Raw genomic sequence first — 13,090 nt, 5'->3', positions numbered from 1 at the left:
CCTACTCCAGAGTCGCCCTCGCCACTTCGTCAGGAGTCGTGATCCCGGACAGCACCTTGGCCAGCGCATCCTCCCTCAGTGTCGTCATGCCCGAGGCTATAGCCGCGTCGCGGATCTGCCCCGGCGCGCATTTCTGCATGATCAGGTTCTGGATTGGCGGTGTCACCTCCAGCGCCTCATAGGCCCCACATCTTCCCATATAGCCCGTCCGGGCGCAGTAGTCGCAGCCCAAGCCCTGTTCGTAGGCATGCTCGAGCGGGAGGCCGAGCTGGTGGAGGAGCAAGTCGCTCGGCCGATGCGGCATCTTGCACCTCTGGCAAGTGACTCGCAGGAGCCGCTGCGCAAGTACGAGGTTGACGGCCGACGCGACAAGGAACGGCTCGATCCCCATGTCCACTAGCCGGCTTACCGCACCTGCCGCGTCGTTGGCATGCAGGCTGGAGAGCACGAGGTGTCCGGTTAGTGCCGCCTCGATGGCGATCTCTGCGGTCTCGGTGTCGCGTATCTCGCCGACGAGCAGCACGTCGGGGTCTTGGCGCAGAATGGCGCGGAGCCCGTTCGCGAATGTGATGCCCGCGCGCGGGTTGACGTTGCCCTGGACTACGCCAGTGAGCTGATACTCGACCGGGTCTTCGATGGTCATGACGTTTCGCTCGACGGTGTTGAGCGCGTTGAGCGCGGCGTATAGCGTGGTCGTCTTGCCGGAGCCGGTCGGGCCGGTGGCTAGAATCATGCCGCTGGGAGCCGCGATATGGCGCTCGACCTTTGCGTGCACTTCTGGGTTCAGGCCAAGGCGATCCATTCCGATCATCGCCGCCTTCTTGTCCAAGATGCGCAGCACGATGTTCTCCCCGTTCACGCTCGGATAGGTGGAGATGCGGAAATCGAACTCGCCCTGCGGCGTAACCAGCGTGCACCGTCCGTCCTGTGGAGCCCGACGCTCGGCGATGTCCATTGCCCCCATCACTTTGATGCGGGAAGCGAGCGGTTGCTGGAGGTCTTTTGGCAGAACCATCGCTTCCTGAAGAATGCCGTCTATGCGGTAGCGCACCCGGACGCGGCGCGGGTGTGGCTCAATGTGAATGTCACTAGCCCGAACTGCGATCGCCCTGGCGAAGATAGCGTTCACCAGCTTGACTACCGGTGCGCCCTCGGCGACTTCCTTCAGTTCGACGACATTGACATGACCATCTTCGGTCTCTTCGTCGGCTATCTCGATCTCCGCCGTGTCGAGGCCTTTGACTGCCTCGCCTACGATCTCGCCGAGGTCATCGTAGGCACCAAAGGTTCGGAAGATGGCGTCGCGGATGTCCTCCTCGGAGGCGATATAGGGTTCAACCGGTGCACCGAGGCGAGCCTGCAGGTCATCGAGTGCGGCGATGTCGAGCGGGTTTGCCATTGCGACACTGTAACCGTCGGCGCTCTTGTCGAACGCCACCGCCATCAGCCTTATCGCGACAGCGTGCGGAAGTGCCCGAGCGATGCTGGTGTCCAAGTCCACGGCAGAGAGGTCTATGAAAGGCACGCCTAGCTGCTTGCCGATGCAATAGGTCTTCTGCTTCTCCGTGAGCAGGCCGAGACGTACGAGCAGGTCGCCGACAGGTTCGGTGGCGTCCTCGCGGCGGCCCAAAATGCGATCGAGCTCGTCGCGGCCGATGAACCCTTCGTCCACCACCAGGTCGGCGAGCGGGCGCTCGGCGATCATTCCTGAGAGTCCTCCAGAATGGTGGGCGTGATGATGATGATCACCTGGGAGTTCAGCTTCGTGGTCTTCCTCCGCTTGAACAGCTCGCCGAAAAGTGGGATCTGCGATAGACCTGGCACCCTCTCCAGCGTCTTGATCTCCTCTTGGCGGATGAGACCACCGATGACGATGGGCTGGCCGTGCTTTACTCTCAGGCTGGTCTGAGCCTCTCGTGTGGCAATCTGCGGATAGCTGCCGCCGTTCTGCTCGAGGTAACCCGTCACCACGGAGACTTGGGGATACAGGGTCAACGCGATCTCATCGTCCTCGGTGATCAGCGCCGAGACCTGCAGGTAGATACCAACCCGCTCTTCCTGCTTGTCGAAGATGGGAGTGTTTGCCTGCGAGTAGCCGATGAGGACCGGGTAGAGCAGCCTCTGGCCGATCAGGACAAAAGCCTTCTCACCGTCGAGCACGCTAACATTGGGTGCGGCCAGGAGCTGGGCTTTGCCCTCCTTCTCCATTGCCGAGAGCACCGCGTCTATGTTGAACGGTTGCCGGGAGTAGGCGCCGAACTGGATGCCGTCGCCACTCCGCTCGCGCAGACCGATGTTCGACCAGCTCCACGAAATGCCGAGCTCCTTGAGCGCGTCCTGTGTCACGTCGCGGATGGTCACGGCGATATTGACCTGTCGCCTCGGCACGTCCATACTCCGCAGTGCCTCCAGGGCAGACTCGACCAGCACCTCGGGTCCACGGACCAGCACCCTGCGCGACGCGGATTGCTCCGCACTTCCCGTTCCCATCGGTTGTGCGCCCATCCCGGACTGCGCAGAATACGTGCCCGAGAGCCCAGGGGTAAGGGGACCGGGAGCCAGTGACGCGACGAGACCTCCGCTAGCCTCAGCGGGAAACAGCTTGTCCAACAGGCTGACCGCCTCCGAGGCCTTGATGTGGCTGCACAGGTAGCTCTTGACCACCAACCGTTCGGCGGGAGGCGGGGGAGGCGGAGCGGGCCTCAGTTCGGGGAACAGCTCCTGCAGCTTCTCGGGCGTTCCCACTACGTACACGTCGCCATCCAGATGCCAACTCATGCCGTCGTACTTAGTGAGGCGTGTGAGCGCCTCCTCGAAAGACGTGTTTTGCAGGCTGAAGCTCCGTTTCGCCTTCACCTCGGAAGCGAACACCAAGTTTATGCCGCGCTGTCGGGCCAGGAGTTGAAGCACCGCCGCAACGTCCGCGTTCTGCATCTCGAGGTTGCATGGCTCGGCAGGGTCGGGGGGCGCAGCGATCGCCATGACGGCTAGGAGCAAAGTGGCAAAGATGGTCCATCTACTAAACCACCGATGGCCTCTCGATACGAACCGATGTAGCTTCATTGCCATCCTCCAGAAACATCCACGAGCAGTCGGTTTTGGGTGCCGTGGAAACCCCCTTTTCGGTATCTGCCGGCGGACGACTCGGGGTTCATCGCGGGCAGCAAGTCGCTCATGGCACCCGGCCGAGGTGTGATACCGTTGATGCCTCCGCCGCTTGCAGTGGAGGCGACATCTGGCTGTCCGCTCGTCATCACGGCCACGACCCCGAAAGGAACAGTATCCGTGCCCAGCCACTCCCTTCGAGCGCCACATACGTTGATGTGATCCGGACCACCCGTTCGCCGCCGGGTAGCTTGTCCGACAACATCACCTGCAGGTTGTCACCGGTCTCGGTTACCAAGAGGGCGGCTGGTTGCGCCCCGAGCACCACGGCCACTAGCTGGTATTGAGGCAACAATTGCAACTGCTCCGACGCCTCCGCCGCTTGCGGTGTAGGCTTCCCCTGAACGCCCGTCGGTTCCGAACCTTCCACCACCTGCGGCTTGGGCTGCTGGTGCCCCCCGGGTCCTACCGATGCCTCCGCCGTGAGCGGCGGAGGCATGCCTCTGTCAATGACTTCCGAAGGCGCGGGTTGTACCGGTAGCAGGCCCCCTAGTCCACCAGGCGGCACTTCGTCCGTCGTCCCGCCCTTGGGGTTCTCCGCCTGCAGCAGGGCAGGATGGAAGTAGGGGTTGCGCGTCTCGATCTGCCGCGAGTCGGTTCCCATCGGGATGCTGACCGAAGTCTGCACCTGCGGGGTCACTTCCTGGACCCGTACACGCACAGGGCTCGGCCCCGCGAGAGCTTGCATCACGGCGTACCCAACGACGAGTACTGCGATCAGGGAGAGAGGCGCAACCATACGCGGGTCCCGGCGGAAGCGATTGATGCGCTCCATCATGTCGTGTCCTCCGCTCCCTCGGCTGATGGGCTTCCTGGCTGGTACACCTCTACGTTCAGTTTGATCTGCACGAGCGGCGTCCCGCTTGCATCAGTGCCCGTCCGCGACGTCTCGATGGCCAGGAACTCCAGCGGCATTGGAAACGACTGGAGTTCGTGAAGCACCGTCCGAATCGCAGAGTATGGTCCCACCGCTTGGATCGCGTGGCCGAGAACGACCCAGCCCTCGATGCCCGCCCCACCAGCCATCTGGTCAAGGGCGGCTCGGGGCGTCGTGTCGGCCTCCAATGAGCTGATGACCACTCCCTGCGTTCTGCAAAGCTGTTCGAACATCGAGGTGAACTGAGCGGGAGCATCAGCTTGTAACTGTTCGGGAGAGACTGCCGCCGCGTTGGCACTGACACGTCGCAGGTCCGCGATTGCCTGCAAGCGGGCACCCTCCGTCACGCGAGTTGCCTCATGGCTTTCTTGCAGCTTTCTGTGTTGCTGCCACAGCGTGTAGCCCGCGTAACCCCCCGTCACCAGCACGAGGACGAGGCCGATACGGTGTGCGGCTCGCAGCGCTTCCAGAACCGACCGTTTCGACAACAGCAGCCGCCAATTCACTGCACCCTCACCTTGCCTCTCAGCTCATAGCGGACCGCGACCGTAGAACTACGAAGCTTCTCGGCAGGCTGCACGCGAGCTATCGCTACGTCGCGGTATTCCGGCCGCAATCGCAGCGATGCGAGCCATCGGTTGGCTTCGGTCAGCGAAGAGGCCTCGCCGTTGACCGTCGTCTCGAACGCGCCGGGCAACGAGCGGATGGATACTCCGGACACAAAGCCGCTCGGCCCGACTCCCTCTTCTAGCGAGTGAAGTACGGAAAGCCAGCGCTCGCGGTGCTGTCTTGTAACTTGCAAACGCTCGGCGTACTGGATTGCCGGCTGCTGGTCCGCGGCTTGCCGCTTGACGGCTTCGTAGCGCCGCGATGCCTCAGCTGCAGCCATGCCCGCAGCCCGAGCCTCTGCGCGGAGCTTGCCTGCAGCGATCCACAGATAGGGCAGCAGGGTAGCAGAGATCAGTGCCAGCACCGCCAGATGCTTGAGGGTGTGCACCGAAGCGGTGTAGGTTGCAGCGCGCTGGCCGATCCGCTCCTCAAGCAGGTTCGGGCCGTCGAAGATTGGCGCGGCATCAAGAAGCTCGACTCCAGATGAACTCACTTGCATCATCCGCCCCACCTCCTTCCGCTTCTGGCGCCTTTGCCACATCCGCCATGGCGAGACCAATCGCAGCAGTGAATGCCTGCTCGCGGTGCGAGACCGACTCGAATGCCCTCACGTTGAATTTCGCCAGAACCTGGGAGAACGGGTTCACCACGTGCACGGTGATGCCGAGCGCGGCGCCGAGATAGGCATCCATCCCGCGCAACGATGCTGTGCCGCCGCACAGGTACATCCTGTCCAGAATGCCTGCGTAGCTGCGCTCAGGGAATAGCGAGCGATAGTACACGAGCAGGCGACCTATTTCCCGTACCAACGGGGCAAGAGTAGATGCCACGTCCAGGTCCTCTCGACCATGATCCATCTGCATTCTGAGCTTTCCCGACGTGTCGAGGCTCGTTGTCGGCGCTTCCAGCATCTGTGCCCCGTCCGCCTCGGTGCAACCCACCTGTTCGGCGATGGTCAACGCCAGGTTCCTCGCACCGAAAGCTATGGACCGCACGAAGCGAAGGCGCATATCGCGCACTACATACATCTCGGTTGCCGAGGAGCCCATTTCGACGAAGGTGAGCGACTGGTTTCTCCAGAACACCCCGCCCCGGCTGAAGAGGCTGTACAGCGCTCTAAGCACGCACATGGGCTCGATGTTGGCCGCCACCGGCTCGATATTCGCGGTCTCCATCACCTCGGCGCGAGCGTCTACGACATCCCGCGGGGCGGCAACGAGCAGATAGTGCACCTCGCCGGAGTTGGCCCCGGCCTCCAATGGCAGCAGGGTCTGGTATGAGCGGGATGGGTCAGTGCCAAAGTAGCGCTGCGCTTGCATGCGGGCCGCGGCAGGCAAGTCTTCGGGGTCCATCCGCGGCAGATCGAGCCATTTCAGGGACAGAGATGAAGTCGGGATAGAGAATCGTCCGCGCGGCGGAGAGATGCCCTGCTCCTTGCACAACTTTCTTAGCATGGAGGCGAGACGGCGGCGGCCAACGATTCGGTCGTTCTCGTAGGTTCCTGGGGCGACCGGGAGCGCCGCGGCAGCGCGAATCGTCAGTCCCTCCATCCCTTCCTCCACGTGCACTGCCTTCAGAAAGCGACGGCCGAAGTCCACTCCGAACCCTTGCCTCCTTCTCGCTGCACTCCTCACTCGTCCGGGCATGGCTATGCCGCCCTCAGGTGATCGCGAGAGGTTGCTACGTCGTTCCAGTGGTCTTGGTACATCTCGTCCAGTTTGCCCTCGCGCAGGAGGGTCTTCAGCACCTGCACTACCACCGGGTCGAACTGCGTGCCGGCAAATCGGTTGAACTGCTCTAGCCTCAGCTTTTCGTCCATCACGTCGCGGTACGGACGCCGAGAGGACATGGCGTCGAACGCGTCCGCCACGCAGACGATGCGCACGGACAGAGGCAACTCACCACCCTTCAGGCCGTCGGGATATCCTGTGCCGTCCAGCCGCTCGTGGTGGTTGCGGATAAGCATGAGCGCGCCCTCGTTCAGCCCCAGGGGCTTGCAGATGTCGTAGCCGATGACCGTGTGCAGCCGCATGAGAGCGAACTCCTCCTCGGTCAGCCGACCTGGCTTGTTCAGGACCGCGTCCGGGATGCCGATCTTGCCGATGTCGTGGAGCAGAGTGCCTACTCGTATCTCCGCCAACGCCTCCTCGCACACCCCCATGTGACGGGCAAGCATCATAGAGAGGTCACAAACACGCTGGGAGTGGCCCCTGGTGTATTCATCGCGGGCTTCCAGGGAGTTGGCCAGAGCCTCCAGGGTCCGGAGGAACGTGTCGCGCAGCGCCTCGTACATCCGTTCGTTCACCGCTGCCACCGAGATCATAGATGCCAACGTGCGCACGAAGTCCAGGTCGGCCTCCGTAAATCTACGCCCGGGCTCGGCAGAGTGGAACACCAGTACACCCACGACTTCTTGCTGCTTTTCCGCAGACGGGTCTACGGAGCCGAGACGATAGAGCAGGGGAGCGGCGATAGCACAGCCGGCGCCAGGCTGGTGATCCGTGAACGAAGCGTCCAGGCCATCCTCCTCGCCGGCATTCACGAGTAGCGGCTGACCTGTAGCCCCCACGTACCCGGCAAGCCCTTCTCCGACCAGGCACTCTTTCGGGAAGTCCACGTTGCCATGCTTGCTGTAGGCCACCTCGGTAAGCAGTATGTCCCGGTTGTCCTTCGCGGACAGCATTACGTAGCCCAAAGTCGCGTCAATTTCCTGTACAGCGGAGCGAAGGACTCGCGACAACAGCGGGCTAAGGCGCTGGCCGCTGGTCAGGCTCATGCAGCAGTCATAGATGGTTGCCAACCGCATCTGCTGTGCTGCTTTGCCCTCCTCCTGCATCCGGTACTCCCCCAGATAGAGACCCAGGAAGCCACCAAGGGCGACGAGCCCCCCTCGCGCAAGTAAGGGCAGATCGGGCAGGCCGCTGGCAGCCACGGCAGCCGCAGTTAGATAAGAGGCACTGGCAAGGCAGGTGAGAGCGACGATGGTACGCCGCCTCGCCGTCGCAAAACCCGCCTGCAGCAGCACGAGCGTGTACAAAAGGTACGTGTTGCTGTGTACGCCGCCTGGGACAAGGATCGTGGACGTTATCACGACGATATCGAGCGCCCTGGCTACTTCTGCGAGCCGCCTGCCAGTTCGCTGATAGTTGACCGTGTCTCGGCATGCTCGCCACACAGCAATGTTGTATAAGCTGGCAACTAAACCTACAAAGATGATTGCGAGAAGTGGTGCGCGCCCTTCCAGCATCAGTACCGCTGCGGCAAGAATCGCCCAGCGCACGCGGACGGATATCAGTTCAGCCCGACGCTTGTTCTCCATAGATGGTTCGGAGTACCCGACCTAATAATCGGTAGGCGGTGGAATAGCGTGCAGGAACCTCGGCAGAACCCGGGCAAGTTCGCGGCCGGAAGCAGAGCCCGGAGGGGCATGAGCTTGGTGGAACTGCTGGTGGCACTCGTGGTCATCGGAATCGGGGGGGCCGCCACCATCGAGGCCATCCGCTTTGCCCACGGAGCGAATCTGAAGGCAGCCTACATCCAGTCTGCGTGCGTATTCGCCCAGAACGCCTTCGAGGAGCGGCGTGCCAACACGAACCTGTTGGCTCCCGGTTCGACCGTGACCTCGCCGGTCACCGGCCTACCCGACCAGTCCTCTGCCACGGTAACGGTTTCGGCAGTGCCGGGGCTAACGGGCCTGTGGTCGGTACAGGTCGAGGTCACCTGGACGGCGGGCGGAGCCCGCGGGTCCCTGTCTGGGCGAATCAGCGAGGAGACATTGATCTATGCGCCGTAGGGAACGGGATGCCACCACCTCGAGCGGCAGAGGCACCACAGCCAGCATCAGGAGAGCCGGGGGAGTGCAAGGGGGATTCACTCTTGTCGAAGTCGTGGTGGCTACAGGTCTCACGGCGGTAGCCCTCGCTGCCGTTGTGGGAGCACACTCGTTCGTAGTTACGCAGACGGCGAGGGTAGGAGCCCAAGCTGCAGCGACGGTGACCACCGCCGCTGCGCTGGAGGCGATGCGACCAACCATCGAAGGGGCGTTCTCTTGTCGAACCGTCATGCTACCTAGCGGAACGCGCGCCCTGTTGTGTGAGATGCCGGATGCGTCCGCATACGGCGAGCCCGCGCCCTATCGCGTGAACACCGCAGGCGCGGCCCTGTATCGGGGCGGAGAGGTGTACGCCTTCTACTTCTCGGATGAGACGGGGTCGGTAGAGGCGACGGGCAACGTGCTCTGGCGAGCAAGGGCACCTGCCGGGTCCACGAGTTTTACGGTGGACACCCAGTGGTCTATGTACTACGGAACCGGCAGACCACGATTCGTGTGTGTGCCTGCCGGCTCTTGGGCATGGGCGTCGCCCACAGAGCCCAGGGTGCGTGTGGCAATCGAGAGCCAGGAGCCGGTCCGGACATCGGTGCTGAGCCCGAGAACCGAGCGCAGCGAGCAGAGGCGCATCATTCGGCAGTTCTACTACAGGAACTGGCAGCAATGACGTCTGGTCGCCGCGAGCGAGGCTCCGCGCTACTGATCGCCCTGATCACGGTAGTCATCGGCGCCACGGTCGGCGTGGCGGTCTTGGAGTTCGCCTCGTCGGCATATGCTAGGTCAGTGCGGGACTCGCACCTGCAATGCCTACGCAACATCGCCGAGGCCGGCATCGAGCACGCCCGCTACGAGATGGCGGCTCAGCAGGCGACCTCGGTAAGCGTCTCGGGGAGCTGCGCCGGCGGAACCTACGCCGCGAGCACAGTGATGGAGTCGAGGCCATCGGGATCGGTCAAGGTGACCTCTACTGCGACACTGAGGGAGAAGGCCCTGACGATCACGCGTGTCATTGGTCCCGGGTTCCGAATTCCGCGTCCATTCGACTATGCCCTAGCAGTCAACGGCTTTGACTGGGATGATCAGGCGATTCGGACCGGACAAAGCGGCACCACGTCTTCGGTTAGGCTCAACGGTGATTTGACGTGGGTGCTTGGCAGCTCGGTGAACGGTAACCTTCTTCTCTCCGGACGGATTCTGGGATACCGTCCACCCGTCACCGGCACAACCGTCGAGAACGCTCCTTCGCTATGGTTCCCTGCCTATTCCATCGCAGACTACCAGGCCATCGGCATCGTCTACACAGGCAACCTAACGCTACCAGTAGCCTGGTTTGTGGGGAACAATCTGGTCATTGTAGTGACCGGCAACCTGACTCTGAACGGCGGTACCACCAGTGGCTCCGGCATCATCGTCGTGGGCGGCACGCTGCGCTTCAGAAACTCAGCCAACCGCTTCGGGACAGGCTCCCGATGGGTGTATCTTGCTTCCAAAGTGATGGTGGACGATCCTGTGCGCGACCTCGACGGCTTCTTCTACACTCCGGGTGTCTTCGAGACCAAGGGTACGCTCAACGTCGTAGGGAGCATTGCGTGCCGGGAGCTAGTCACGGGAGGAAGCTTGCGCATCGATCACGATCCGGCATTCGTGAACGATCCCGATCTCGGCTGGACCATGAAGGTCCCGAGCTACTGGCCGTAGGCGAAGGAGAGCGCGCCACCCTGCCGAACAAGACCGTTCGGGCTGTGCGGAGCCATGCGACCTGATCGCGGGGGCTCTGCCGGCCACTTCAATCTATGGCCGAGCGAGGGCAGCAGCAGCAAATGAGCGACATCGACACACTGTGCATCAACACCCTTCGGACCCTGGCAATGGACGCGGTCCAGAAAGCCAGATCTGGGCACCCTGGTGCTCCGATGGGCCTCGCGCCGGTTGGGTACTACCTATATCGCCACGTGCTCCGCTTCAATCCAGATGAGCCGCAGTGGCCAGCGCGCGATCGCTTCGTACTCTCCTGCGGCCACGCCTCCATGTTGCTGTATGCCCTGCTGCACCTATTCGGCTACGACCTAAGCTTGGACGAGATAAAGCGTTTCCGGCAGTGGGGCAGCATGACGCCGGGGCACCCAGAGTACGGGCATACGCCGGGCGTGGAGGTGACGACAGGCCCGCTCGGCCAGGGATTCGGAGCTGCTGTGGGCATGGCGATCGCCCAGGCGTGGTTGGCCGACCGATTCTCGCGACCCGGCTTCAACGACTTGTTCGATTATGGTGTGTACGTGCTGTGCTCCGACGGGGACTTGATGGAGGGTGTTAGTTCCGAAGCCGCATCTCTCGCAGGTCACCTGGGGCTCGGCAAGCTGGTAGCGATCTACGACGATAACCGTATCACCATCGAAGGGAGCACCGACCTTGCGTTTTCCGAAGACGTCTGCGCACGGTTCGCTGCGTACGGATGGCATGTGCAGAGTGTGGCAGATGCCAACGACCTGAGTGCGTTGGCGGATGCTGTCGAAGGTGCTCGGAAGGAGACTGCGGCACCGTCCTTGATCAGGGTGCGCTCCCACATCGCCTATGGCAGTCCGAACAAACAGGACACGGCTGAGGCGCACGGCTCGCCGCTCGGAGACGATGAGATTGCACTGACGAAGGAACGCCTCGGCTGGCCGGTGCAGGATCCGTTCTTCGTGCCTGCAGAGGCGCGTGAGGAAGCATCGCGTGCTGCCGATGCGGGACGCCGCGCGTATACGGAGTGGGTGGAAGCCTTCGGACGATATTCGCAGGCGTATCCGTCCGAGGCGAGGGAGTTCGCAGACGGGTTGGCTGGACACTTGCCGGAAGGGTGGGAGCAGGCTTTGCCTCGCTTCAACATTGAAGACGGGCCGATCGCAACGCGCGTGGCATCTGGCAAGGTGATCAACGCGCTCGCACCCGTGCTACCTAACCTGCTAGGTGGCTCAGCCGACCTCGCCCCGTCCACCAACACGCTTATCAAGGGCGATTCGGACTTCAGCAAGGATTGCCCATCGGGACGGAATCTGCGCTTCGGGGTGAGGGAACATGCCATGGGCGCGGCGTTACACGGCATGGCGCTGTCTGGTGGTGTGATACCCTATGGCGCTACGTTCTTGGTCTTCAGCGACTATATGCGACCGCCTATACGGCTGGCCGCCATGTCGGGTAAGCGTATCATTCTCGTGTTCACCCACGATAGCATCGCGTTGGGTGAGGACGGTCCGACTCATCAGCCAGTCGAACACCTTGTTGCGCTGCGCGCGATTCCCAACGTCACGGTAATCCGACCGGCCGATGCCAACGAGGTGGTAGAGGCTTGGCGAATGGCAGTCACGATCCAAGACAGACCCGTCGCGCTTATCCTGAGTAGACAGAACCTGCCCATTCTGGACCGAGCCGAGGTGGCACCTGCTTCAGGTGTCAGGCGCGGGGGTTACGTACTTGCCGACTTCGGCGAAGGGGCTCCTACGCTAATCGTAATGGCCTCGGGATCGGAGGTGCACGTGGCGCTAGAGGCAGGCAGGGCACTCGAGTCGCAGGGTATCGTGTGCCGCGTTGTAAATATGGCAAGCTGGGAGCTATTCGATGCGCAGGAGGAGGAATACCGAAAGCAGGTGTTACCACCTAGTGTGCAGGCACGGATCGCAATCGAGGCGGGCTCGCCGCTGGGATGGGAGCGCTACGTGGGTCCACACGGCACGATTCTCGCGATGCGCTCCTTCGGAGCGTCCGCACCTGCGGCAGACCTAGCGCGTGAGTTCGGTTTTACTGCGGAGGCCGTAGTAAAAGCTGCAAAGAGGGTCATCTGATCCGATGAGAGGCACACGGATTCCCATTCTACGTATCGTACGGGAAGAAGAGGACTTTGCGGGAATCATTGCCGGTCAGATTTCCCGCCGTGTCGGGGACACTGTAGCGGAGAAAGGTGTGGCGGTGCTGGCACTCGGAGCCGAGGACGTCACTGCTCCTGTGCGCATGCGCCTCGGCGAGAAGCACGCCAGTGACGTACCCTGGCAGCAGGTGATTATCTACCAGGTGTGTGAGAGAATGTGGGTAGGTGATCATCGGGAGGCACTTTACGAGCGGCTGTGGGCAGAGCTCCTGTCACGTGTGGGAGTGCCCCCCGACAACGTCCATCGTTTTCGAGGTGACGCATCGGACGCTGGCTCCGAGGTGCGTCGGTACGAGGAACAACTGCTAGGCCGGGTTCGTGGCGAGGTCGCTGGAGATCTCTTCGACCTGGTAGTACTGGGTGTCGAAGCGGATGGCGGTACTGCAGGGCTGCGACCGGATGCCGAGGCGGTACTGACATCCAACCGCCACGTCGCCGCGTGCCCTCTCTCACCCACTGGTAGCAGGGGCTTCAGTCTCACCCCGCGTGCGCTCAACCGCTCGGAGAGCATCTGGATAGTTGTGAGCGGGTCCCAGGTAGCGGGGGTGGTGCACGACACTCTCGAGGGCGACATCGAGCCGACGAAGCATCCCCTTCAAGCGCTCCGACCTCGCGGCGGAGAGATGGTGTGGTACCTGGATACCGCCGCAGCACAGCGATTGGGCATCCTAGCCAAGGACGCCCGCCCATTGTAAATGGTCGCGCG

The 13,090-nt window shown here is 62.5% G+C and carries 12 protein-coding genes; 5 read left to right on the top strand and 7 right to left on the bottom strand.

Annotated elements, in window-relative coordinates; genetic code table 11:
- Window position 1 precedes the first annotated feature (1 nt).
- From HRF45_04230 to HRF45_04200, 7 genes are all read right to left on the bottom strand, one after another.
- The gene (locus HRF45_04230; GenBank protein MEP0765733.1) at window positions 2-1,705 is read right to left on the bottom strand and encodes a type II/IV secretion system protein; all 1,704 of its coding nucleotides are present in this window, start codon (window positions 1,703-1,705) and stop codon (window positions 2-4) included.
- Window positions 1,702-3,063, bottom strand: coding sequence for a hypothetical protein (locus HRF45_04225; GenBank protein ID MEP0765732.1), 1,362 nt, complete (start codon window positions 3,061-3,063; stop codon window positions 1,702-1,704). Before HRF45_04225 ends, HRF45_04230 begins: the two co-directional genes overlap by 4 nt.
- Window positions 3,064-3,253: 190 nt before the next feature.
- Window positions 3,254-3,943 (bottom strand): hypothetical protein, encoded by a 690-nt coding sequence (locus HRF45_04220; GenBank protein MEP0765731.1) that lies wholly within the window; start codon window positions 3,941-3,943, stop codon window positions 3,254-3,256.
- Window positions 3,940-4,548 carry a hypothetical protein gene (locus tag HRF45_04215; protein MEP0765730.1) on the bottom strand — a complete coding sequence of 203 codons (609 nt, stop codon included), beginning with the start codon at window positions 4,546-4,548 and terminating at the stop codon, window positions 3,940-3,942. The genes HRF45_04220 and HRF45_04215 overlap by 4 nt, the downstream gene beginning before the upstream one ends.
- On the bottom strand, window positions 4,545-5,153 hold the full coding sequence (locus HRF45_04210) for a hypothetical protein (GenBank protein MEP0765729.1): 609 nt from the start codon (window positions 5,151-5,153) through the stop codon (window positions 4,545-4,547). The genes HRF45_04215 and HRF45_04210 overlap by 4 nt, the downstream gene beginning before the upstream one ends.
- On the bottom strand, window positions 5,116-6,249 hold the full coding sequence (gene pilM, locus HRF45_04205) for a pilus assembly protein PilM (GenBank protein MEP0765728.1): 1,134 nt from the start codon (window positions 6,247-6,249) through the stop codon (window positions 5,116-5,118). The genes HRF45_04210 and pilM overlap by 38 nt, the downstream gene beginning before the upstream one ends.
- A 50-nt stretch (window positions 6,250-6,299) precedes the next feature.
- Window positions 6,300-7,970, bottom strand: a complete 1,671-nt coding sequence (locus HRF45_04200) for an HD domain-containing protein (GenBank protein ID MEP0765727.1) — start codon at window positions 7,968-7,970, stop codon at window positions 6,300-6,302.
- 108 nt (window positions 7,971-8,078) lie between these two features.
- Between HRF45_04200 and HRF45_04195 the strand changes: the two genes are divergently transcribed.
- The 5 genes from HRF45_04195 (at window position 8,079) to HRF45_04175 (ending at window position 13,079) form a co-directional block, all read left to right on the top strand.
- The gene (locus HRF45_04195) at window positions 8,079-8,444 is read left to right on the top strand and encodes a hypothetical protein (protein MEP0765726.1); all 366 of its coding nucleotides are present in this window, start codon (window positions 8,079-8,081) and stop codon (window positions 8,442-8,444) included.
- Window positions 8,434-9,147, top strand: coding sequence for a hypothetical protein (locus HRF45_04190; GenBank protein MEP0765725.1), 714 nt, complete (start codon window positions 8,434-8,436; stop codon window positions 9,145-9,147). Before HRF45_04195 ends, HRF45_04190 begins: the two co-directional genes overlap by 11 nt.
- On the top strand, window positions 9,144-10,178 hold the full coding sequence (locus tag HRF45_04185) for a hypothetical protein (protein MEP0765724.1): 1,035 nt from the start codon (window positions 9,144-9,146) through the stop codon (window positions 10,176-10,178). The genes HRF45_04190 and HRF45_04185 overlap by 4 nt, the downstream gene beginning before the upstream one ends.
- A 95-nt stretch (window positions 10,179-10,273) precedes the next feature.
- Window positions 10,274-12,301, top strand: a complete 2,028-nt coding sequence (tkt, locus tag HRF45_04180; GenBank protein MEP0765723.1) for a transketolase — start codon at window positions 10,274-10,276, stop codon at window positions 12,299-12,301.
- A gap of 4 nt (window positions 12,302-12,305) precedes the next feature.
- Entirely contained in the window at window positions 12,306-13,079 is a 774-nt protein-coding gene (locus HRF45_04175) for a 6-phosphogluconolactonase (protein MEP0765722.1), read from the top strand.
- Window positions 13,080-13,090 lie beyond the last annotated feature (11 nt).

The sequence above is a fragment of the Fimbriimonadia bacterium genome (genome assembly GCA_039961735.1).
Lineage (GTDB): Bacteria > Armatimonadota > Fimbriimonadia > Fimbriimonadales > JABRVX01 > JABRVX01.
This window is presented reverse-complemented; position numbering and strand designations above follow the sequence as displayed.

Excerpts from the sequence above, each read along its gene's own strand:
- HRF45_04230 (MEP0765733.1), bottom strand. The coding sequence starts at position 1,705 with ATGATCGCCGAGCGCCCGCTCGCCGACCTGGTGGTGGACGAAGGGTTC.
- HRF45_04175 (MEP0765722.1), top strand. The coding sequence starts at position 12,306 with ATGAGAGGCACACGGATTCCCATTCTACGTATCGTACGGGAAGAAGAG.
- tkt (MEP0765723.1), top strand. The coding sequence starts at position 10,274 with ATGGCCGAGCGAGGGCAGCAGCAGCAAATGAGCGACATCGACACACTG.
- HRF45_04200 (MEP0765727.1), bottom strand. The coding sequence starts at position 7,970 with ATGGAGAACAAGCGTCGGGCTGAACTGATATCCGTCCGCGTGCGCTGG.
- HRF45_04185 (MEP0765724.1), top strand. The coding sequence starts at position 9,144 with ATGACGTCTGGTCGCCGCGAGCGAGGCTCCGCGCTACTGATCGCCCTG.
- HRF45_04195 (MEP0765726.1), top strand. The coding sequence starts at position 8,079 with ATGAGCTTGGTGGAACTGCTGGTGGCACTCGTGGTCATCGGAATCGGG.
- HRF45_04190 (MEP0765725.1), top strand. The coding sequence starts at position 8,434 with ATGCGCCGTAGGGAACGGGATGCCACCACCTCGAGCGGCAGAGGCACC.
- HRF45_04220 (MEP0765731.1), bottom strand. The coding sequence starts at position 3,943 with ATGATGGAGCGCATCAATCGCTTCCGCCGGGACCCGCGTATGGTTGCG.
- HRF45_04210 (MEP0765729.1), bottom strand. The coding sequence starts at position 5,153 with ATGATGCAAGTGAGTTCATCTGGAGTCGAGCTTCTTGATGCCGCGCCA.
- HRF45_04225 (MEP0765732.1), bottom strand. The coding sequence starts at position 3,063 with ATGAAGCTACATCGGTTCGTATCGAGAGGCCATCGGTGGTTTAGTAGA.